This window comes from Nonomuraea sp. NPDC049028 (assembly GCF_043197735.1).
Lineage (GTDB): Bacteria > Actinomycetota > Actinomycetes > Streptosporangiales > Streptosporangiaceae > Nonomuraea.
Window position 1 is genome coordinate 377,441 of record NZ_JBICTR010000001.1, and the last position, 20,356, is coordinate 397,796.

20 protein-coding genes are annotated in these 20,356 nt (G+C 71.3%); 14 read left to right on the forward strand and 6 right to left on the reverse strand.

What is annotated here, in order from left to right; all coding sequences use genetic code 11:
• Nucleotides 1-69: 69 nt before the first annotated feature.
• The 7 genes from ACGFJ2_RS01740 (at nt 70) to ACGFJ2_RS01770 (ending at nt 6,098) form a co-directional block, all read left to right on the forward strand.
• Nucleotides 70-1,173 (forward strand): ring-opening amidohydrolase, encoded by a 1,104-nt coding sequence (locus ACGFJ2_RS01740; RefSeq protein ID WP_357941288.1) that lies wholly within the window; start codon nt 70-72, stop codon nt 1,171-1,173.
• 11 nt (nt 1,174-1,184) lie between these two features.
• Nucleotides 1,185-1,712, forward strand: a complete 528-nt coding sequence (locus tag ACGFJ2_RS01745; RefSeq protein WP_393463596.1) for an SseB family protein — start codon at nt 1,185-1,187, stop codon at nt 1,710-1,712.
• A gap of 10 nt (nt 1,713-1,722) precedes the next feature.
• Entirely contained in the window at nt 1,723-2,358 is a 636-nt protein-coding gene (locus ACGFJ2_RS01750) for an A24 family peptidase (RefSeq protein WP_358175503.1), read from the forward strand.
• A 43-nt stretch (nt 2,359-2,401) separates the two neighbouring features.
• Nucleotides 2,402-3,583 (forward strand): chorismate synthase, encoded by a 1,182-nt coding sequence (aroC, locus tag ACGFJ2_RS01755; RefSeq protein WP_357941294.1) that lies wholly within the window; start codon nt 2,402-2,404, stop codon nt 3,581-3,583.
• Nucleotides 3,580-4,080 (forward strand): shikimate kinase, encoded by a 501-nt coding sequence (locus ACGFJ2_RS01760; protein ID WP_357941296.1) that lies wholly within the window; start codon nt 3,580-3,582, stop codon nt 4,078-4,080. Before aroC ends, ACGFJ2_RS01760 begins: the two co-directional genes overlap by 4 nt.
• On the forward strand, nt 4,077-5,153 hold the full coding sequence (gene aroB, locus ACGFJ2_RS01765; RefSeq protein ID WP_393463599.1) for a 3-dehydroquinate synthase: 1,077 nt from the start codon (nt 4,077-4,079) through the stop codon (nt 5,151-5,153). The genes ACGFJ2_RS01760 and aroB overlap by 4 nt, the downstream gene beginning before the upstream one ends.
• Nucleotides 5,154-5,339: 186 nt before the next feature.
• Entirely contained in the window at nt 5,340-6,098 is a 759-nt protein-coding gene (locus tag ACGFJ2_RS01770; protein WP_358175506.1) for an SGNH/GDSL hydrolase family protein, read from the forward strand.
• A 95-nt stretch (nt 6,099-6,193) separates the two neighbouring features.
• Here ACGFJ2_RS01770 and ACGFJ2_RS01775 read toward each other — a convergent pair whose 3' ends face one another.
• Nucleotides 6,194-8,164: an ATP-dependent DNA helicase gene (locus ACGFJ2_RS01775; protein WP_393463601.1), complete on the reverse strand. Its 1,971-nt coding sequence runs from the start codon at nt 8,162-8,164 to the stop codon at nt 6,194-6,196.
• Between the two features lie 249 nt (nt 8,165-8,413).
• On the opposite strand from ACGFJ2_RS01775, the gene ACGFJ2_RS01780 reads away from it, so the two are divergent.
• Both ACGFJ2_RS01780 and ACGFJ2_RS01785 read left to right on the forward strand, forming a co-directional pair.
• Nucleotides 8,414-9,586 carry a hypothetical protein gene (locus ACGFJ2_RS01780; RefSeq protein ID WP_393463603.1) on the forward strand — a complete coding sequence of 391 codons (1,173 nt, stop codon included), beginning with the start codon at nt 8,414-8,416 and terminating at the stop codon, nt 9,584-9,586.
• 72 nt (nt 9,587-9,658) lie between these two features.
• Nucleotides 9,659-11,239 (forward strand): Na+/H+ antiporter, encoded by a 1,581-nt coding sequence (locus tag ACGFJ2_RS01785; protein WP_393463605.1) that lies wholly within the window; start codon nt 9,659-9,661, stop codon nt 11,237-11,239.
• A 39-nt stretch (nt 11,240-11,278) separates the two neighbouring features.
• Here the strand turns inward: ACGFJ2_RS01785 and ACGFJ2_RS01790 are convergent, their stop codons facing one another.
• Entirely contained in the window at nt 11,279-11,536 is a 258-nt protein-coding gene (locus tag ACGFJ2_RS01790; RefSeq protein ID WP_357941308.1) for a UBP-type zinc finger domain-containing protein, read from the reverse strand.
• Between the two features lie 96 nt (nt 11,537-11,632).
• Between ACGFJ2_RS01790 and ACGFJ2_RS01795 the strand changes: the two genes are divergently transcribed.
• The 3 genes from ACGFJ2_RS01795 to ACGFJ2_RS01805 are packed head-to-tail and all read left to right on the forward strand — an operon-like array spanning nt 11,633 to nt 12,730.
• Nucleotides 11,633-12,022 (forward strand): hypothetical protein, encoded by a 390-nt coding sequence (locus ACGFJ2_RS01795; protein WP_358175514.1) that lies wholly within the window; start codon nt 11,633-11,635, stop codon nt 12,020-12,022.
• Nucleotides 12,023-12,066: 44 nt separating this feature from the next.
• A complete protein-coding gene (locus ACGFJ2_RS01800; protein ID WP_225289460.1) occupies nt 12,067-12,393 on the forward strand; it encodes a YidH family protein in 327 nt (108 codons plus the stop codon).
• Between the two features lie 7 nt (nt 12,394-12,400).
• On the forward strand, nt 12,401-12,730 hold the full coding sequence (locus ACGFJ2_RS01805; RefSeq protein ID WP_357941312.1) for a DUF202 domain-containing protein: 330 nt from the start codon (nt 12,401-12,403) through the stop codon (nt 12,728-12,730).
• A gap of 29 nt (nt 12,731-12,759) precedes the next feature.
• Here the strand turns inward: ACGFJ2_RS01805 and ACGFJ2_RS01810 are convergent, their stop codons facing one another.
• Nucleotides 12,760-14,619, reverse strand: coding sequence for a PQQ-binding-like beta-propeller repeat protein (locus ACGFJ2_RS01810; protein WP_393463608.1), 1,860 nt, complete (start codon nt 14,617-14,619; stop codon nt 12,760-12,762).
• Nucleotides 14,620-14,701: 82 nt separating this feature from the next.
• The gene (locus ACGFJ2_RS01815; RefSeq protein ID WP_358175522.1) at nt 14,702-15,814 is read right to left on the reverse strand and encodes a CapA family protein; all 1,113 of its coding nucleotides are present in this window, start codon (nt 15,812-15,814) and stop codon (nt 14,702-14,704) included.
• Nucleotides 15,815-15,896: 82 nt separating this feature from the next.
• Between ACGFJ2_RS01815 and ACGFJ2_RS01820 the strand changes: the two genes are divergently transcribed.
• Both ACGFJ2_RS01820 and ACGFJ2_RS01825 read left to right on the forward strand, forming a co-directional pair.
• Entirely contained in the window at nt 15,897-16,205 is a 309-nt protein-coding gene (locus ACGFJ2_RS01820; protein WP_358175525.1) for a hypothetical protein, read from the forward strand.
• Between the two features lie 114 nt (nt 16,206-16,319).
• The gene (locus ACGFJ2_RS01825) at nt 16,320-16,754 is read left to right on the forward strand and encodes a hypothetical protein (RefSeq protein WP_393463611.1); all 435 of its coding nucleotides are present in this window, start codon (nt 16,320-16,322) and stop codon (nt 16,752-16,754) included.
• Between the two features lie 42 nt (nt 16,755-16,796).
• Here ACGFJ2_RS01825 and ACGFJ2_RS01830 read toward each other — a convergent pair whose 3' ends face one another.
• A complete protein-coding gene (locus ACGFJ2_RS01830; protein WP_357941319.1) occupies nt 16,797-18,638 on the reverse strand; it encodes an ABC transporter ATP-binding protein in 1,842 nt (613 codons plus the stop codon).
• Nucleotides 18,635-20,356, reverse strand: coding sequence for an ABC transporter ATP-binding protein (locus ACGFJ2_RS01835; protein ID WP_357941321.1), 1,722 nt, complete (start codon nt 20,354-20,356; stop codon nt 18,635-18,637). The genes ACGFJ2_RS01830 and ACGFJ2_RS01835 overlap by 4 nt, the downstream gene beginning before the upstream one ends.

Below are 20,356 nucleotides of genomic sequence, written 5' to 3' on the forward strand. Positions count from 1 at the left end.
CGCGTGTTCGCCACCGAACCGCCGAACCGCCGAACTGCTGAACCGCCGAATCGTCGAATAGGGGTTGTGATGCCGGATCCGATAGAAGTGCGCAAGGTGCCGATCGAGAGCGTGACGGACGCCTCCGGCCTGGCCCGGCTGATCGACGACGGGGTGATCGAGGCGCACCGGGTGCTCGCGGTGATCGGCAAGACCGAGGGCAACGGGGGTGTGAACGACTACACCCGGATCCTGGCCGACCGGGCTTTCCGTGAGGTGCTGGCGGCCAAGGGGCATCCGGCGCCGGAGACCGTACCCCTGGTGTGGTCCGGAGGGACGGACGGCGTGCTCAGCCCGCACGCCACCGTGTTCGCCACCACCGACCCGGCCGGCGCGCCGCGATCGGATGAGCCGCGCGTGTCGGTCGGCGTGGCGATGAGCGACGTGATCCTCCCGGAGGACATCGGCCGCCCGGCGATGGTGGAGAAGGTCGCGGCCGGGGTGCGCGAGGCGATGAAGATCGCGGGCATCGACGACCCGCGCGACGTCCACTACGTGCAGACCAAGACGCCCCTGCTCACCCTGGCCACCATCACCGACGCCAAGAGCCGTGGCCAGGACACCGCCATCGAGGAGACCGGCCCCTCCATGGACCTGTCGAACTCCACCACGGCCCTCGGCATCGCCGTCGCCCTCGGCGAGATCGAACCGCCGCGGGCCGACCAGATCCACAAGGACCTGTCCCTGTACTCCTCGGTGGCCTCGTGCTCGTCCGGGGTCGAGCTGGACCGGGCGCAGATCGTGCTGGTGGGCAACGTACGGGGAATCGGCGGGCGCTATCGGATCGGCCACGGCGTGATGCGGGACGCCCTGGACGCCGACGGCATCTGGGACGCGATCCGCGACTCCGGCCTTCCGCTCCCCGAGCGGCCGCACCACACCGACCTCGGCGAGCGCCTGGTGAACGTCTTCATGAAGTGCGAGGCCGACCCGTCCGGCCGGGTCCGGGGGCGGCGCAACATCATGCTCGACGACTCCGACGTGCACTGGCACCGCCAGATCAAGGCCACGGTGGGGGGAGTGGCGGCGGCGGTCACCGGCGATCCGGCGGTGTTCGTCTCGGTCGCCGCGGTTCACCAGGGCCCGTCGGGCGGCGGCCCGGTCGCCGCCATCGCCGACCTGGGACAAGGGTAGTCTCGGGCGTTGTGCCCAGCATTCCGCAGCCACTCGACCCCGGCGACGACGGCACGGCCGCGCCCGCCGTGGCCGCCGCCCTGGCCTCCTACGAGCGAGGCGAGGCGGAGGCCACCGAGGTGCTCAACGCCCTGACCGGCGCCCGGCTCCTCGTCCCCGTGGTCGCCCTGCTGACCGAGTCCGAGGTTGGCGAGCATGGGCTGCGCCAGGAGAAGGAGAGCGAGATGGCGCTCCCCAAGCTCGTCGGCAAGGACGGCAGGGAGGCGGTGCCGGCGTTCACGGGCGCCGAGTCCCTGGCCAGATGGCGCCCCGACGCCCGGCCGATCCAGGCCACCCTGCTCCAGGTCTGCCGGGCCGCCGCCGGTGAGCGGGTCGCGGCGGTCGTGGTGGACGTGGCGGGGCCGGTGCCGTTCGTGATCGAGGGCGGCGTGCTGGAAGCGCTCGCCGCCGTCGAGTCCGGCACGCTCGACGAGGTCTCCGGCGTGACCGTGGCCCACGTCGAGCCGGTACGCAAGCGCCGCTGGTTCTCCAGGAAGTAGGGTTCGGCGAGTGGTGGCACTCGTCACGCTCCTCGGCCTGATCGTCGGCCGCTACATCAGGACGCTCGCCGGCTGCTTCGTACCGAACCCCCCGGACACCCGCGAGGAGGCCCACGCCGCCCTGGACGCCGTGCTGCGCACGGTGCCCGTGCCGCGCTGGCCGCCCACCGTCGAGGTGGCCACCGCCGCCGTCGCCGCGCTCGTCGCCTGGCGCGCGGGCCTGCCGTACGTCTACTTCGCCCTGGCCGGTACGGCCCTGGCGCTCATCGACTGGCGGACCACGAGGCTGCCCGACGTGATCACGCTGCCGTCGTACCCGATCCTGGCGCTGACCCTGCTGCCCACGGGGGAACTGCCCAGGGCGCTGCTGGGCGCGCTGGCGCTGGCCGCCGCGTACGCCGTGCTCTGGTTCGCCCGCCCGGAGGCGATGGGTCTGGGCGACGTCAAGCTCGCCGGGCTGATCGGCATGGCGGCCGCGGCGATGAGCTGGCAGGCGTGGGTCGTCGCGGCCGTCGCGGGCCAGCTGTCAGGCGCCCTCTACGCCATCGTCCTGCTCCTCACCAGACGCGCCACTCGCGACACACAGTTCCCTTTCGGCCCGTTCATGCTGCTCGGCGCCTTCACGGCGCTCTGTCTCGGCCAGTGAACACCGGACATCCCACTAGGCGGCACGTGGAAGACTTGTACGCATGTTGCGCTGGTTGACCGCCGGAGAGTCCCACGGCCCCGAGCTCGTAGCCGTCATGGAAGGCCTGCCGGCCGGGGTCGAGGTGACCACGGCCGCCATAGACGAGGCCCTGCGCCGCCGCCGGCTCGGCTATGGCCGCGGCGCCCGGATGAAGTTCGAGCAGGACCAGGTGACGATCGCCGGCGGCGTCCGGCACGGCCGCACGATGGGCAGCCCGATCGCCGTCCGCATCGGCAACACCGAGTGGCCCAAGTGGGAGAAGGTCATGTCGGCCGACCCGGTCGACCCGGCCGAGCTCGACGGCCTGGCCAGGAACGCCCCCAGGTCGCGCCCCAGGCCGGGCCACGCCGACCTGGCCGGGATGCAGAAATACGGCTTCGACGACGCCCGCCAGGTCCTCGACCGGGCCAGCGCCCGCGAGACCGCGGCCCGTGTCGCGCTCGGCGAGGTGGCCAGGCGCTTCCTGAAGCAGGCGCTCGGCGTCGACATCGTCAGCCACGTCACCTCCATCGGCGGCGCCCAGACGCCCACCGAAAACCTGCCCGGCCCCAACGACCTGGCGCGCATCGACGCCGACCCCGTCAGGTGCGCCGACCCCGAGGGCAGCGCCGCGATGGTCGCCGTCATCGACCAGGCACACAAGGAGGGCGACACGCTCGGCGGTGTCGTCGAGGTGCTCGCCTACGGCCTGCCGCCCGGCCTGGGCAGCTACACCCACTGGGACCGCCGCCTCGACTCCCGGCTGGCCGGAGCGCTCATGGGCATCCAGGCCATCAAGGGTGTGGCGGTCGGCGACGGCTTCGAGACCGCGCGCCGGCCCGGCTCGCGCGCCCATGACGAGATCGAATACACCGCGGCCGATGGCGTCAAGCGCATCACCAACCGCGCGGGCGGCGTCGAGGGCGGCATGACCAACGGCGAGATCCTGCGGGTCAGCGCCGCGATGAAGCCCATCTCCACCGTCCCGCGGGCGCTGGCCACGATCGACGTCAAGACCGGCGAGGCGGCCAAGGCGCACCACGAGCGTTCCGACGTCTGCGCGGTCCCGGCCGCGGGCATCGTCGCCGAGGCCATGGTCGCGCTGGTGCTGGCCGACGCGGCGCTCGAGAAGTTCGGAGGCGACTCCGTCGAGGAGGTCGCCCGCAACCTGTCCGGCTACCTGTCATCGATGGTGATCAAATGATCAAGGCCGTGCTGATCGGCCCCCCGGGGTCCGGCAAGACCACCCTCGGCCGCCTGCTCGCCGGTCTGCTCGGCGTGTCGTTCCGCGACACCGACGCCGACGTCGAGGCCACCGCGGGCAAGCCCGTCGCCGACATCTTCATCGAGGAGGGCGAGGCCCGCTTCCGCGAGCTCGAACTGCTGGCCGTACGTAAGGCGCTGGCCGAGCACGACGGCGTGCTGGCCCTGGGCGGCGGCGCGGTGCTCAACGAGGAGGCGCAGCGGCTCCTGGCCGGCCAGCCGGTCGTCTACCTCCAGGTCGGCCTGTCCGACGCGGTCCAGCGGGTGGGCCTGGCCTCCGCCCGGCCGCTGCTCGTGCTCAGCCCGCGCAGCCAGCTGAAGAAGCTCATGGAGGAGCGCCGCCCGATCTACGAGCGGCTCGCCGTCCTGACGGTCGTGACCGACAAGCGCGAGCCCGCCGAGCTGGCCGAAGAGATCATGAAGGGGCTCCCGTCATGAGCGCGACCAGGATCGCCGTCCGCGGCGACAGCCCCTACGAGGTGGTGATCGGCACCGGCGTGCTGCCGGAGCTGGCCGGGCTGTTCAAGCCGGGCGTACGCACGGTCGCGGTCATCCACCCGGCGGGCCTGCCCGAGATCTCCCGCCCGGTCTGCGAGGCGCTGTCCGGCGCCGGGTACGACGTGGTGGAGCTGCCCGTGCCCGACGGCGAGGCGGCCAAGTCGATCGAGGTGGCCGCCGAGCTCTGGTCCGCCCTGGGCCGCTACGGCGTGACCCGCTCCGATGCCGTCGTGGGCGTCGGCGGGGGAGCCACCACCGACCTGGCCGGGTTCATCGCCGCGACCTGGCTGCGCGGCGTCCAGGTGGTGCTGGTGCCGACGACCCTGCTGGCCATGGTCGACGCGGCGGTCGGCGGCAAGAACGGCATCGACACCCCCGAGGGCAAGAACCTCGTCGGCACCTTCCTGCCTCCGGCGGGCGTGCTGTGCGAGCTGAGCACGCTGTCGAGCATGCCGCGCGCCGACTACGCGGCCGGGCTCGCCGAGATCATCAAGGGCGGCTTCATCGCCGACCCCACCATCCTCATGCTGATCGAGGACGATCCCGACGCCGCCGCCACGCCCGAGGGGCCGCACACCCGCGAGCTGATCGAGCGGAAGATCCAGATCAAGGCCGACGTCGTCGGCGCCGACCTGCGCGAGGCCGGGCTGCGCGAGATCCTCAACTACGGTCACACGCTCGGCCACGCGATCGAGCGGGCCGAGCACTACACCATGCGCCACGGTGAGGCCATCGCCATCGGCATGGTGTTCGCCGCCGAGCTGTCCAGGCTCGACGGGCGCATCGGGATCGACCTGGTCGAGCGCACCCGGACCGTCCTCACCTCGGTCGGCCTGCCCACGACCTACCGGGCCGACGCGTGGCCGCAACTGCGCGACCACATGCGGCTGGACAAGAAGAACCGGGGCGCCAAGCAGCGCTTCGTCGTGCTCGACGGGCTGGCGAAGCCGGGACGGCTGGAAGGGCCCTCCGAGGAGCTCCTGGAGGCCGCCTACCGGGCCGTAGGCCGGTGACGCTGCGGCAGCCGGCAGCGTCCCGGACCGCAGAGCCGGCGCCTTTCCCCCGATCGTCGTTCCTTAACCGTCTTCCACTCGATTACTTTGCACGCGTGTCGGGGTGGCGGCGGGCGTGGCGGCGGGGTTCGCACTACAGTCAGATGTCCTGACGCACCACGGCACGGCGGAGATGAACAGCAGGTCATGAGGCAATATCGCTCTTTCGTGGCTCTTGGTGACAGCTTTACCGAAGGTCTCAACGACCCCGGCACCAACGGCCACTACCGTGGCTGGGCCGACCGGGTGGCCGAGCGGCTGGCGGCCGACGATCCGTCCTTCCGCTACGCGAACCTGGCCGTGCGCGGCCGGCTGCTCGAGCAGATCGTCACCGAGCAGGTGCCGATCGCCGTCGAGATGGCGCCCGACCTCGTCAGCCTGTGCGCGGGCGGCAACGACCTGCTGCGGCCGGGCAGCGACCCCGACGTGATGGCCAAGCGGCTCGCCCGCGCCGTGCGCGACCTGCGGGCCACCGGCGCCGACGTGCTGCTGTTCACCGGGGTCGACCCGCGCGACACGCCGGTGATGCGGCGGCTGCGCGGCCGCTTCGCGATCTTCTATCTGCATGTACGCTCCATCGCCGACCTGTACGGGTGCCGGCTCGTCGACCAGTGGTCCATGCAGGGGCTGCGGGATTGGCGGGCGTGGAGCGAGGACCGGCTGCACATGAACCAGGACGGGCACCGCCTGGTGGCCGCCCGGGTCCTCGACGTGCTGGGCGTGCCGTTCGACGACTGGCACAAGGTGTGGCCCGAGCGCACCATAGACCCGCGCGCCCGGCGCCGCGAGGACGCGCAGTGGATCCGCGAGCACCTGGTGCCGTGGGTGACCCGCCGTCTGCGCGGCGCCTCCTCGGGCGACGGCCTCGACCCGAAACGCCCCGACCTCGCCCCCTGGGTCCACTGACCAGCCCAGCCTTCTGACCAGCCCAGCCCTCTGCCCGGCACGGCTCCCTGCCCAGCACGGCTCTCAAAAACCCCTGCCGGGCAGGCGGGGGCGGGTCAGTCTTCGGTGGACAGGCGCTTGAGGGCGGCTCGGGGGATCGCCGGGTCCGTGGTGCGCCAGAACGGTGGCAGGGAGCCCAGCAGGAAGCCGCTGTAGCGGGCGGTGGCCAGACGCGGGTCGAGGACGGCGATGACGCCCTTGTCGTGCTGGGCGCGCAGCAGCCGGCCGGTGCCCTGGGCGAGCAGCAGGGCCGCGTGCGTGGCGGCGACCGCCATGAAGCCGTTGCCGCCCTTGGCCGCCACGTGCCGTTGCCGGGCCGAGGTGAGCGGGTCGTCGGGGCGCGGGAACGGGACCCGGTCGATGATGACCAGCCGCAGCGACGGGCCGGGGACGTCGACGCCCTGCCACAGCGACAGCGTGCCGAACAGGCAGGTCGCCTCGTCCTCGGCGAACTGCTTGACCAGCAGCATCGTGGAGTCGTCGCCCTGGCACAGCAGCGGCAAGTCGAGCCGGTCGCGCAGCGCCTCGGTGGCGGCCTTGGCGGCCCGCATCGAGGAGAACAGGCCGAGCGTGCGCCCGCCCGCCGCCTCGATCAGCTCGGCGATCTCGTCGAGGTAGGCCTGTGGCAGGCCGTCACGGCCCGGCTGTGGCAGGTGCTTGGCCACGTACAGGATGCCCGCCCGTGGATGGTCGAACGGCGAGCCGACGTCGATGCCCTGCCAGCCCTTGTCGCCCAGGCCCCACTGGCGGGCCAGGCCGTCGAAGGTGCCGCCGAGCGCCAGCGTGGCCGAGGTGAGGACCACGGTGCGGTCGCCGAAGAGCCGGTCGCGCAGCATGCCGCCCACGTTGAGCGGGGCCACCCGCAGCACGGGCGGGCGCCGGTCGGTGGCGCCCTCCAGCCACACCACCTCGGCCCGGTCCTCCTCCGAGGCGTGGCCGTAGGCCTCGAGCATGCGCACCGCCGTGTCGTGCACCTCGTCGAGCGCGGTGAAGGCGGCCTTGCGCTGGCCGGCTCTGTCCGGATCGTCCTTGTCGCCGCCGCGCGGGCCGAGCGCCGAGACGCACCGCGCCGAGGCGTCGCGCACCAGCGCCAGCGTGAGCCCGAGCACCTCGGGCAGCTCGTCGACGCGTCCGGGGGGAGCGGCGGCCAGCAGCGCCTTGAGGTCTTCGGCCGCCTCCATGAGCTGGTCGGCGATCGGCTGCTCGATGAGCCGGCCGACCCGGCGCACGGCGAGCGCGGCCGAGCTCTCCGACAGCTCGGAGGTCACCACCGAGGTCACCCGGTCGACGAGTTCGTGGGCCTCGTCGACGACCACCATGGCGTGCTCGGGCAGCACCGGGATGTCGCCCATCGCGTCGATCGCCAGCAGCGCGTGGTTGGTGACGACCACGTCGACCTCGCCGGCCCGGCTCCTGGCCAGCTCGGCGAAGCACTCGGCGCCGCTGGGGCAGCGAGTGGCGCCCAGACACTCCTGGGCGCTGACCGAGAACTGCCGCCACGCCTGCTCGTTGACCCCGGGCACCAGCTCGTCGCGGTCGCCGGTCTCGGTCTCCTCGGCCCACTCCTGGATGCGCTGCACCATCCGGCCCGTCGCGCCGACCTCGCGGGGGTCGAAGAGCTGGTCCTGCTCGTCGTCCTCGGGCCAGCCCGCCGTTGCCTTGTAGCGGCACAGGTAGTTGCGCCGGCCCTTGAGGATCGCGAACGTCGGCTCGTGCGGCAGCTCCTTGCCGAGCGCCTCGGCCAGCCGTGGCAGGTCGCGGTCCACGAGCTGCCGCTGGAGCGCGATCGTGGCCGTCGAGATGACCACCGGCTTGTCGGCCTCCATGGCGTGCCTGATCGAGGGCACCAGGTAGGCGAGCGACTTTCCGGTGCCGGTGCCGGCCTGGACCGCCAGATGTTCCTCTTCTTCGATGGCCCGTTGTACGGCCTGCACCATCGTGATCTGGCCCCGCCGTTCGCTCCCTCCGAGAGCGCTGACCGCGATGCTGAGCAGTTCTTCGGCTGAGGGAAGATGGGAGTCCGGCACGGCAGTAAACGGTACCTGCAATCGGGGGTCGACGCGCCGAACGCCGTGTGATCGTGCAGACGCATCCCGGCGTTCTGGGACGTCCACAGCGGCTCGCGTGGCACACTGAACGATCGGAACTCCAACTGGCCCAAAAGACCTACCTGGAAGTGGCCAGTGGGGTATGAGGTCAGATGGGGAGAGCCGGTTCAGTAGGGTTTGCCGGGGTTGAGTGGACGGATAAAGGCTGGTTAAAGCAGTATGTCTGCCATGTCGGAAGTTGTCCCGTTGCCGTCGTTCGGCGAAGTGTTCTTCGATGCTCGAGGTCAGGAGCGGTGTCTCCGGGTCACGTGGCATGAGGGCACCCTGGTGCTCAGCCTGTGGCGAGGTGAGATGTGCACCGCCAGCTTCCGCATGCCGATGGACGATGTCGGCCGGTTGCTCGACACCCTCGATGACGGGTTCGCCGAGGCCACGGGCGAGCAGCCCGCAGTGCCCGCGCACGACCCGGGCACCGAGGTGATCCCCGGCACCGGCCAATACCAACGGCCGCACCAGAGCTCTCCACCGCCGCCGCACGAGGACCGGCCCACCGCCGCTCTGTCCCCCAACGACGTCCTGGTGGCCAGGGGCGCCCCGCCGCCTCAGGACAAGCTGGTCGCCTCCTACGGCGAGACGACCGCGCCGCCGCCGCGCGAGCCTCTTGGCCAGCAGTACGGCCAGCAGGGCTCCTACGGCGCGCAGCAGTACGGCCAGCCGAATCCCCGCGAGCCGTTCACCGGCCCTCAGTACACCGAACCCGAGCCGCCCGAGCCCTTCACCGGCCCGCAGTACGCGGTCCCCGCCGCCCCGGACCCCTATAGCGGCGCCCCCCAGTACACCGGCGACCCCTTCACCGGCCCCCAGCAGCCCCAGCAGTACGCGCAGCCGGCGCCGGTCCAGGACCCCGGCGAGCCCGTCTACCAGATGCCCGGCAACCGCCGCAGGCAGGCGCCCAACACCGATCCGCTCGGCTTCCCCTCCCAAACGGCCGCGCCGAGCCGCCCGCAGCCCGAGCCCTTCACCCAGCAGCCGCACGACCCCTATGGCCAGCGCGGATACCAGCAGCAACCGGCGCAGCAGCCGGACCCGGCCGGTCTCGGCACCCCGATGCACGGCATTCCGGGTGCGGGCCGCCCCCGGGAGCCCATCACCTACGCCAAGCGCGACGCGTACCCGCCGACGCAGGTGCCCTACCCCTCCACGGACGGCTTCCCCGCCTACCAGACCCCGCCCAACCCGGTCGACCCGCTGTTCTCGATGGGAAGCAACCAGCAGCAGGGGACGCCGTACCAGACGGACCTGTCCCGGCCCTACGTGGGCGACCCGATGTTCTCCACCGGTGAGCGGCTCCGTCCCGACCAGGAGTACGACGACGACAGGGACCGCCGCAGGGAGTGGTGAGCCCGAGGCGGGCGGCCCATCTCATGAGCGGTACGCTGCCTTCGCGTGCCCGTGCCGAGGTGGAGGAGCGCCGTGAACCCCACGATGGGCCTGCAACTGCTGCTGGTGGCGGCAGGGGCGGTCGCGGTCGCCGCCGTCGCCCGGCGTAAGGGCTGGCCGGCGCCGCTGTTGCTGGTGGCCGCCGGGCTGCTGGTCTCGCCGCTGGTGCCCGCCGTGCCGCTGGACCCGCAGCTGGTGCTGTTCGTGTTCCTGCCGCCGCTGCTCTACTCGGCCGCGCTCGACAGCTCCTACCTGCGCCTGCGTGACGTCAAGCGGGCCGTGGCGCTGCTGTCGGTCGGGCTGGTGCTGTTCACGACGGCCGTCGTCGGGCTGGTCGTCCACCTGCTGCTGCCCGATCTGCCGCTGGCGGCGGCGTTCGCGCTGGGCGCCATCATCGCGCCGCCCGACGCCGTGGCCGCCGTCGCGGTCGGCCGGCGGCTCGGGCTGCCGCGCCGGGCGCTGACGATCCTCATCGGCGAGAGCCTGTTCAACGACGCGACCGCGCTGACCCTCTACCGCGTGGCGATCGGCGCCGCCGTGGGCGGCACGGTGGACCTGCTCGACGGGGTCGGCGAGTTCCTCTACTCGGCGGCGGCCGGGGTGGCGATCGGGCTGGCGCTGGCGTTCCTGTTCGCCTGGGTGTTCCGGCACACCCGCGACTCCCTGGTCGAGAACACGCTGATGCTGCTGATCCCGTTCGCCGCCTACCTGGCGGCCGAGTCGGTGCACGCCTCGGGCGTCATCGCAGTGGTGATCGTCGGGCTCTATCTCGGCAACCAGATGCACAAGCGGGGGTTCGGCACCCGGCTGGTGTCCGACGCGGTGTGGAAGGTGACCGACTTCTTCCTGGAGGCGATCGTCTTCGCGCTGATCGGCCTGCAGCTGGTCACGGTGATCAAGGGGATCGGCGGCTACGGCGCCTGGGAGGTCGCGCTGTACGCGGTCGTCGTGTTCCTGGTGACCGTACTGTCGAGGTTCGTGTGGATGTTCCCCGTCACGTACCTGACGTGGCTGTTCACCGGGAGACGCAGGAGCGAACCGGCGCCCGAGCCCGCGCCGACCGTGATCATCAGCTGGGCGGGCATGCGCGGGGTCGTCTCGCTGGCCGCCGCCTTCGCCATTCCGGTCGGCATGCCCGACCGCGACATCCTGCTCTTCCTCACCTTCACCACCGTGATAGGCACGCTGCTCGTGCAGGGCACGACGTTCCCCGCGCTGATCAGGCGGCTGCGCGTGTCGAGCGAGCAGGAGCAGTATGAGGACAGGCTGGCCGAGGCCGCGGCGCAGCAGGCCGCGCTCGCCGCGGGCACCGAGGTGCTCGACAGGCTGATCGAGGCCGAAGGCGAGCCCGACGAGATCCAGAAGCAGGTCATCGACCAGCTCAGGGAGAAGTCGTGGCGGCGCTCGCTGACCGCGTGGGAGCGTCTGGGCGGCGGCACCGCTCAAGGAGGCGCCGAGACGCCCAGCACGCTCTATCGCCGGTTGCGCCGGGAGATGCTGCAGGCCGAGCGCGAGACGTTCGTCCGGCTACGCGACGAACGCCGCCTCGACGACGAGGTGCTGCGCGAGGTGATGGCCGAGCTCGACTTCGAGGAGGCCATCCTGGAGCGTTAGGCCGCGTCGGGCCATCGCGTTGTCAGCGTCAGGCCCGCATCAGGCCATCGCGTTGTCGACGAAGCACCACTTCCAGCTCTCGCCCGGCTCGTACGACTGCATCACCGGGTGCGAGGTGGCGTGGAAGTGCTTGGTGGCGTGCTTGTTGGGTGAGGAGTCGCAGCACCCGATATGACCGCACTCCAGGCAGCGGCGCAGGTGCACCCACCGGCCACCCGCCGCCAGGCACTCCTCGCAGCCCTCGGGCGTGCGCGGGGCCGGGTCGTCCGCTTGGGAAATATGCTCACACGTTGCCATAGGTGAAATCCTAGAGCTTCTGCGGCACGGCCATTTGCCGGCACCCCTCCCCGCTTGGGCCCGCCGGGGCGTGAACCCGTTGGGTAGGTTCGGAGTATGCGTCGCCTCAAAAGTCAGTTCGTGCCCCTTGCCGCCCTCACCATGTTCGTCTTCGCCGCGGGCTGCGGTGAGGTCAACAACACCATCGACAAGGCCCAGTCCTGCCTGGAGGCCCCCAAGATCGTCACCGAGCTGGGCGCCAAGCTCACCGAACTGAAGGACGACCCGAAGGCCATGGAGAAGGCCCTCGACGACAGCGCCGCCAAGCTCAACGAGGTGGCCGACAAGGCCGCCAACACCACGCTCAAGCAGGCCTCCGACGACCTGGCCAAGACACTGAGCGGCATCAACGTCAAGGACGTCAACGACGCCGTCGACGCGGCCCAGAAGGTCGGCTCCGAGACCGCCGCCTACCTGGAGAAGGTCGCCAAGGCCTGCGGCGGCTAACCCGGCTTCTCTAGGGGGAATGTGTGCCAATTAGCGTCGTTCGTATGGAGCCTGACCCGCGTTTCACGCTCGCGAACGAGCGTACGTTCCTCACATGGCTGAGCACCGCGCTGGCACTCAGCGCCGGGGGCGTCGCCATGGCGGCGCTCCCCGACCACTTGTTCGTCCCCTGGGTGCGCACCGCCCTGGCCGTGGTCCTGGTCTCGCTCTCCGCGCTGGCGGCGGGCATGGCCTATCCGCGCTGGCGCAACATCCAGCGCGCGCTGCGCGAGCGCGCGCCGCTGCCGCCGCCCGCCCTGGCCGCCGTCTTCGGCTATGGCGTGGCGGCGGTGGCGGTGATCGCCCTGGTGGTCATCGTGATGGGCGCCTGATCCGCCCATGTCCGAGGAGATCTGGGATCCCGGGCTGCAGAGCGAGCGGACCCGCCTGGCCTGGGTACGCACCGCCGTGGCCCTGTCGTCGGGCGGGCTCGGCGCGATGGGCCTGTCCGCGCGGCACGGGCTGCCCCTCGCCGTCGTCGTCACGTTCGTACCGGCCGCGCTCTGCGGCGCCGCGCTGCTGCTCAGGACCAGGACACGGTTCCGCCGCGTCCAGGAGGCGCTGCACGGCGGCCGGCCCGTCGATGCCGGGCTCGACGCGCTGTTCGCCTGGCTCGGCACGCTCAGCGTGGCGGCCGGAGCGCTCGCGTTCGTCCTGGCTCTCGCCTAGCTGGTACGGGCGGTCGCATCCTGACCTGGTCATCCGATGCCGCGCAGCCGGGTCCCGTCCTTCTCCAGCGAGCCCACGACGAGCAGGCCCGGTCCCGTCATGAGCCGGGCCGTGGTGTTGCGGCCGCAGCTCGATCCGCACCCTGAGGGGTCATAGGGTTGCCGGGCGCGTACTTGGCCGGTGGCGACGTCGAGCGCGAGCAGCAGCAGAGCGGGTCGGGCCGGGTCGTCCGCCGCGTCCTCCGCCGGGCCCAGCAGCAGATACGCGATGCCGTCGCGGCTCACCGCGTCGATCGGCGCCCAGCCCGCAAACTCGGTCATCCGCTGCTTCCAGCGCACCCGGCCCGTGGCCAGGTCCACGCCGATGGCCGGCTCGCCCGGATAGATGATCGTGCCGTCCGCGACCAGCGGGAACCGGTAGTGCTCCAGCTGCTCGGACGGCAGCGGGTGCTCCGCCGTCATCGCGCCGGTGTCCGCGTTGAGCAGCGCCGCGGACCGCGTCGCCGCCTTCTCGTCGGCGGATGTCCGGGAGTACGCGACCCAGAATCGGTCTCCGGCCGAATGGATCGGCAGTTCCAGGCCCAGGGGCCGCGTTCCCGCGCTGACCGGCGGCCTCCATGTCCAGCGTTGTCGCCCGTCGGTGGTGGACAGCGCGATCACCATGTCCGCCTCGGGCCTGCCGCGGCAGCCGGCCAGCAGCGCGGCGACGGGACCGGCCACCGCCACCGCCGTGGCGACCTCACGGCAGCCGTTCTCGAGCTTCGCCGTGCTCCACCGCCACAGGGGCAGCCCGTCGCGGCGATTCAGCGCGACGAGCTCGCCGCCCAGGGCGGTGTTGTCGAGCAGCAGCACCTCACCGCCGTCGACCAGGCGGGGCAGCCCGGCGACCGGGCTCATCCGTAGCTCGCGCCGCCAGCGCTCCTGGCCGGTGGCGGTGTCCAGGGCCACCACCAGCGCGCCGGTGAAGAAGTGGTACGACAGGACGGTCATGAGCCCGTCGGAGGTGACCACGACGCCCGCGAGGTCCTCGTCCCTGGTGACGTCGTCACGCTCATAGGACCACAACGGGTGGCCGGTGACGGCGTCCAGCGCACGTACGCCCCCGCCCTCCGGGACGATCACGTGGCGACCGGCGGCGACGGGCTCGACGATCAGCCGGAACGGGTCCGAGGGTGCCTGCCAGCGATAGCGGTCGAGCTGGGATGGCGGGGCACTGGGTAAGGCGGGCAGCGCCGTGCTGGTGGTGTGCCGGACGAAGCGGCCCTCGGTGTACCAGCCGACGGCGGGGACGGCGCCGAGCCCCACGAGCAGCAGGACCGCCGAAGCCGCGGCGATCGGGATCGGTGCCCGGCGCGGCGGCGTGCGGCGGATCGGGAGCTCCAGCGGCGTACGGCGTGCCGGGAGCAGCGGCGATCTACGGCGGATCGGGAGGAGCAGTAGCCAGCCGGCGGCAGCGGCGGCGCAGGCGAGCACGGTCAGCGGCCCGCCCGCTCGGATGCCTTCGTCCGGGGTGATGTCCAGCAGGACCACCGTGGCGATCCCACCGGCCAGGAGGGCGGCCCCCGCGGCCGTCAGCGGCGCGCCGATGGATCTGCCCGCCGTCGGGCTGTTGTCGGCTGTCGTGCGGGCCGACAAGGCTCCGCCGCCGCGCGCGGCTTCGAGCCTCGCACGCAACGTCGCCGTCTCGTCATCCCGGCGCATGGCCAACAGCGCCATTCCGGCGCTGGTCACCGGCACGAGAGCCAGGATCACGACCCACGTCGTCGCGTCCGGGGGATCCTTGGCCAGGCCGGCCCAGGACCACGGAACGAACAACGCCGCCACGACACCGATCCCGCCGAGCGCGACCAGGCCCGCGCCGGTCAGCCGTACCATCGCCCGCCAGTCCATTGATCCTCCCCTGGGGGCGCCGATCACAAGGCCCCGCGAGCCTATTCGTCACGTCGGTCCCAATGGATCACTGCCGCCTGGATCAGTCCGCCACCAAGGTGAGCATGCCGCCGGGCTCGCTGCGGATCCGGCCCCCGAAACCGCGGCCTACCCTGTCGAGGGTCGCGCGAAGCCACTCGGCGTCGTCGGGTGCGGCGTGGCTGAGCCGTATGCGCCGGACCCGCAGCGGCGCCATGCGCAGGGCGGCGAGCCGTCCGGAGTCCGGATCGAGCGAGGCGAGGTAGAGCAACCGCAGGTCGCCGCGGTACTCCTCGTACCCGCCGATCCCCTCGTAGTCGTCGATCATGTCGCCGCAGCCGTACAGCACCAGGTGGCCGCGGTAGATCTCGATCGGGCGCGGATGGTGCGAGGAGTGCCCGTGCACCACGTCGACGCCGCCTTCGATGAGGGCGTGCGCGAATTCGATCTGCTCCCGGGAGACCCAATACCCCCAGTTGGAGCCCCAATGGATGGAGGCCACCGCGATATCGCCGGGCCGCTTGGCCCGCCGTACCCGTTCGGTGATGTCGGCCGCGGCGGCCGGCGACGGCTGCGGCACGTAGTCGACGCCGGAGCGGTCCGGGGCCGCCGCCCAGTCCGGTGGCACACCACTGGACGGCATGCCGAACGAGAACACCAGCACGCGCCGCCCTCCCGGCACAGACACGGCCACCGGACGGCGCGCCTCCTCCAGGTCCCTGCCCGCCCCGGCGGCCGCGAGCCCGGCGGCGGCCAGCGCGTCGAGCGTCTCGGCGAGCCCGTCGCGTCCGAAGTCCAGCAGGTGGTTGTTCGCCAGTACGCAGACGTCCGGCCGCGCCACGGCCAGGCAGGGAAGGTTGGCGGGGTTCATGCGGTAGTGGATGGCCTTGCCCGGAGCGTACGCGCCGCTCGTGGTCACCGTCGTCTCCAGGTTGACCACCCGGACGGCCCGCGCGTGCGCGTCCAAGATCGACAGCGCGTCACCCCAGGGCCAGGAGAAGCCGACGGGGCGCGGAATCGGTCCGTTGACCGCCTCGGCGAGCTCGACGTAGACGCGTGCGTCGTCGATGTGCGGCTCGCGCAGGGCGGGATCACCGGGATGCGGCAGGACCTGGTCCACCCCTCGGCCGAGCATGACGTCGCCGCAGAGACACAGGGTCACCAGGTCAGCGCCCATGCCTCCATGGTATGGCGGCTGTCATCGGGGGCGGTTGCCAGTTCGCGACAAATAGGACGACACTCGAAGGAGGGGGTGACTCATGGAAGAAGAGCTCAAGATCCTGCCATTCGAGTGCCGCGGGTGCTGGCATGTGTGGGAAGAGGAATACCTCGTCAGGCGCTTCGACGATCGTCACGGCAACGAGCGCGAGATCTGGTTGCGCTCCGGTGTGCCGGTCCCACCGCCTTCGTCGGGCGCCATCTGTCCCAACTGCGGCTGCCAGCAGGCGATCATGTTCCCGGAGGGCTATCTCAGCCGGCATCCCGAGCTGAGGCCACCGGCCGAGCCGGTAACGCCCGACGCGACACCGCTCCTCAGTCCGGTTCAGAGGCGGGTTTACCCGCTCTAACCTGACAGTAGGTGAGCATTTCATAGCCCTGAGTGTCATAGTGCCGTCTTGTCGGGTGACGGGGCGGGGTGGACACTCTAATCGGATGGTGGCACGTGACCGGGGGTGGTCCTGGTGCGCGATGGGTTCAACACCCAGGAGACATGGCCTTTCGAGTGCATGCGCTGTTTACATGTCTGGGAAGAGGAGTACGTCGTCAGGCATCTCATGGACGACTACGGCAACGAGGTGACGATCTGGCTGCGGGGCGGCGTGACCGTGCAACCGCCCTGGTCAGGCATGTCCTGTCCGGGCTGCGGGGCGTACCACGTCACGTCGTTCCCGACGGGATATCTGTCACGCCACCCTGAGCTGGTGCCGGTGCCGGTGCCGGAGCCCGTGGTGGAGGCGCCCGCCGTGTCCGCCGGGTCCGCGGCGGCGGCGAGGCGGGTGCCCATGACACGGGCACCCCTCCCCGGCCGGCTTCTGCTGGCGGTCGGCCTGCCCGTGGCGTTGTTCGTCGGCTACGAGCTGTACGAGAACATGACGCGCGTGGTGCACCCGCACTGACGACAAGGACAGTGGGGTGCACTGCACCCCACTGTCCTGTCGTCAGCTGCTGAGGCTGTCCAGCCAGGCCTGGTGCAGGCCGGCGAAGCGGCCGGAGGCGGCGATGAGGCGGTCCGGCGGGCCGTCCTCGACGATCTCGCCACTCTCCATGACCAGCACCCGGTCGGCGATCTCCACGGTCGACAGCCGGTGCGCGATGATCAGCGCCGTGCGGTCGGCCAGGATCGTGCGCAGCGCCCGCTGCACCAGCCGCTCGCTCGGCACGTCGAGGCTGGAGGTCGCCTCGTCGAGGATGAGCACCGCCGGATCGGCCAGGAACGCCCTGGCGAAGGCCACCAGCTGACGCTGACCGGCCGACATGCGCCCGCCCCGCTTGCCCACCTCGGTGTCGTAGCCGTTGGGCAGCGCGGAGATGAACTCGTGCGCGCCGATCGCCTTGGCGGCCTCGCGTACCTCACGGTCGGACGCGCCGGGGCGGCCGAACCTGATGTTGTCGGCGACCGTACCGCTGAACAGGAAGTTCTCCTGCGTCACCATGACCACGGCCTTGCGCAGCGTGGGCTCGTCGAGCGTACGCAGATCGACGCCGTCGAGCAGGACGCGGCCCGCGGTCGGGTCGTAGAAGCGGGAGATCAGCTTGGCCAGCGTCGTCTTGCCCGCGCCCGTCGAGCCGACCAGCGCGACGCTCTGCCCCGCCGGAATCGTCAGGTCCAGCCCCGGCAGGATCGGCCGGTCCTCGACGTAGGCGAACCTGACGCCCTCGAACCTGACCTTGCCGCGGGCCTTGGGCAGCGCCGCCGGCTCGCGCGGCTCCGGTACGGCCGGCTCCTCCTCCAGCACGCCCGACAGCTTCTCCAGCGCGGCGCCCGCCGACTGGAGCGTGTTGTAGAACTGGCTGATCTCCTGCATCGGCTCGTAGAACTGGCGCAGGTAGAGCAGGAACGCCGCCAGCACACCGACCGTGACCTCGCCGTGGAGCGCCAGCCAGCCGCCGTAGACCAGCACGACCGCCACGGTCACGTTGCCGATCAGCTTGATGCCGGGCATGAACACCGCGATGAGGTGCATGCTGCTGGCGTTGGCGCCGCGGTAGTCGTCGTTGAGCTGCTTGAAGATCTCCTGGTTGCGCGGCTCCCGGCGGAACGCCTGCACGGCGCGGATGCCGGTCATCGACTCCACGAAGTGCACGATGACCAGCGCCACCGTCTCCCTGGTACGCCGGTAGACGATCGCCGACTGGCGCCGGAACCACCGGGTGAACAGCAGCAGCAACGGCAGCGGGATCAGCGCCACCAGGCCCAGGTGGACGTCGAGCACCAGCAGCAGCGCGGCCGTGCCGAACATGGTGAGCACGGCGGTGACCAGGCCGTCGAAGCCCGACTGCAGTAGTTCGGCGATGGCGTCGATGTCGGAGGTGAGCCGGGAGATGACGCGGCCGGAGGTGTACTTCTCGTGGAAGCTCAGCGACAGCCGCTGGAAGTGGTCGAAGACCCGCCTGCGCAGCTCCAGCAGGATGTTCTGGCCGATGCGGCCCGCCATCTGCAGGAACACCTGCCGGGTGAGGGCCTGCGTCACCGCCGCCGCCAGGATGACGCCGACGACGGTCAGCAGCGTGCCTGGGCCGGTGCCCTTGAGCATCGGCGGGATGCCCGCGTCGATGCCCACCTTCACCAGGTAGGGGATCGCCAGGCCCGCCAGGTTGGACACGATGATGATCCCGGTGAGCAGCGCGATCGCCTTGCGGTGCGGCGTGAGCAGGTCGCCGAGCAGCCTTCGGGAGCGCTCCCGAAGTAACACCGTCACCGTCTCGGACAGGTCGTCCTGGTTCTCGGAGGCGACACCCCGCCAGTCGGCCGCGCTCGACGTCGTCGTGGTGGTCGTCATCGCAGGGCTCCTTCCGAAGGGTCGAAGTCGGCGTCCTGGGCGAGCAGCTCGCGGTATTCGGGCACCTCGTCCAGCAGGTCGTGATGCCGTCCGACGTGCGTGATCGTGCCGTCTCTGAGCAGCGCCACCTTGTCGGCCAGCAGGACCGTGGAGGCGCGGTGGGCGACCACGATGCCGGTCGCCTCGCGCAGCACGTGGCGCAGCGCCTCCTCCACCAGCGCCTCGGTCTCGACGTCGAGCGCGGACAGCGTGTCGTCGAGGACCAGGATCCGTGGCCTGCTCAGCACGGCCCGCGCCAGGGCGAGCCGCTGCCGCTGGCCGCCGGACAGGGACATGCCCTGCTCGCCGATCCGGGTGTCGAGGCCCCACGGCAGGTCGTACACGAACATGGCCTGGGCGGTGCGGATGGCCTCGTCGAGCTCCTCCTCGGTGGCGTCCTGGCGGCCGAGCGTGAGGTTCTCGCGCACGCTCATCGAGAACAGCGTCGGCTCCTCGAACGCCGTGGCCACCACCTCGCGCAGCGCGGGCAGCGACAGGTCGCGTACGTCGTGGCCGTCGATCGTCACCCGGCCCGCGGTGGGGTCGATGAGCCGGGGTACGAGCGAGGTCATCGTCGTCTTGCCCGAGCCGGTGGCGCCGACGATGGCCACCGTCTCGCCCGGGCGTACCTCGAGCCACACGTCACGCAGGACCGGCTGGTCGGAGTCGGGGAAGCGGAACTCCACCCCCTCGAAGCGCAGGTGGCCGCGCGGCCGCTCGATCGACCCGGAACCGCCCTCGATGGCCGGGACCGTGTCCATGACCTCCATGACCCGGTCGGCGGAGGTCATCGCCTCCTGGGCCATCGCCAGGATGTAGCCGAGGCTGGCGACCGGCCAGACCAGCTGCAGCATCAGCGTGGTGAAGGCGACCAGCGTGCCCAGCGTCAGCGAGCCGCCGCCGACGGCCAGCGCGCCGAGCAGCAGGACCAGGGCGAGGGTGAAGTTGGGGATCACCTCGAGGAAGGTGAAGAAGCGGGCCGACAGCCGCACCTTGTCCATCGAGGTGCCGTAGACCTTGCGCGCCGAGTCGTCGAACTGGTCGAACACGTGGTGACGGCGGCCGAACGCCTTGATCGTCCGGATGCCGATCGCCGACTCCTCGACGACCGTGGCGAGGTCTCCCTGCTCGTCCTGCACCTGGCGGGAGATCCTGATGTACTTCTTCTCGAAGCTCAGCGACACCAGGATGATCGGCACCGCCGAGGCGGCCACCAGCAGTCCGAGCGGCCAGTACATGTTGAGCAGCAGCACCGTCACGGTGGTCAGCTGCAGGATGTTCATGACCAGGAAGAGCATGCCGAAGCCGAGGAAGCGGCGGATCGTCGACAGGTCGGTGGTGGCCCGCGACAGCAGCTGGCCCGACTGCCAGTCGCCGTGGAAGCCCATCGGCAGGCGCTGCAGGTGCGCGTAGAGGTCGTCGCGGATCTGGGTCTCCAGTCCGAGGACCGGGCCGGTCTGCGTCCAGCGCCTGAAGAAGATCAGGAACGCTTCGAGCACGCCCACGCCCAGAGCGACGAGGCCGAGGGGGAGCAGGGCGCCGGAGTCGCCGTGGAGCACGGGACCGTCGACGACCTCTTTGCCGACGAGAGGCAGGGCGATGCTCGCCCCGATGCCGATGATCGCGGCCAGCCAGATGAAGACCAACCTGGTGACATAGGGGCGGAGATAGGGCTTCAT

Coding starts and splice junctions, on each gene's coding strand:
- ACGFJ2_RS01740 (WP_357941288.1), top strand. CDS start 70: ATGCCGGATCCGATAGAAGTGCGCAAGGTGCCGATCGAGAGCGTGACG.
- aroC (WP_357941294.1), top strand. CDS start 2,402: ATGTTGCGCTGGTTGACCGCCGGAGAGTCCCACGGCCCCGAGCTCGTA.
- ACGFJ2_RS01760 (WP_357941296.1), top strand. CDS start 3,580: ATGATCAAGGCCGTGCTGATCGGCCCCCCGGGGTCCGGCAAGACCACC.
- aroB (WP_393463599.1), top strand. CDS start 4,077: ATGAGCGCGACCAGGATCGCCGTCCGCGGCGACAGCCCCTACGAGGTG.
- ACGFJ2_RS01770 (WP_358175506.1), top strand. CDS start 5,340: ATGAGGCAATATCGCTCTTTCGTGGCTCTTGGTGACAGCTTTACCGAA.
- ACGFJ2_RS01780 (WP_393463603.1), top strand. CDS start 8,414: ATGTCGGAAGTTGTCCCGTTGCCGTCGTTCGGCGAAGTGTTCTTCGAT.
- ACGFJ2_RS01790 (WP_357941308.1), bottom strand. CDS start 11,536: ATGGCAACGTGTGAGCATATTTCCCAAGCGGACGACCCGGCCCCGCGC.
- ACGFJ2_RS01795 (WP_358175514.1), top strand. CDS start 11,633: ATGCGTCGCCTCAAAAGTCAGTTCGTGCCCCTTGCCGCCCTCACCATG.
- ACGFJ2_RS01800 (WP_225289460.1), top strand. CDS start 12,067: ATGGAGCCTGACCCGCGTTTCACGCTCGCGAACGAGCGTACGTTCCTC.
- ACGFJ2_RS01805 (WP_357941312.1), top strand. CDS start 12,401: ATGTCCGAGGAGATCTGGGATCCCGGGCTGCAGAGCGAGCGGACCCGC.
- ACGFJ2_RS01810 (WP_393463608.1), bottom strand. CDS start 14,619: ATGGACTGGCGGGCGATGGTACGGCTGACCGGCGCGGGCCTGGTCGCG.
- ACGFJ2_RS01815 (WP_358175522.1), bottom strand. CDS start 15,814: ATGGGCGCTGACCTGGTGACCCTGTGTCTCTGCGGCGACGTCATGCTC.
- ACGFJ2_RS01820 (WP_358175525.1), top strand. CDS start 15,897: ATGGAAGAAGAGCTCAAGATCCTGCCATTCGAGTGCCGCGGGTGCTGG.
- ACGFJ2_RS01830 (WP_357941319.1), bottom strand. CDS start 18,638: ATGACGACCACCACGACGACGTCGAGCGCGGCCGACTGGCGGGGTGTC.
- ACGFJ2_RS01835 (WP_357941321.1), bottom strand. CDS start 20,356: ATGAAGCCCTATCTCCGCCCCTATGTCACCAGGTTGGTCTTCATCTGG.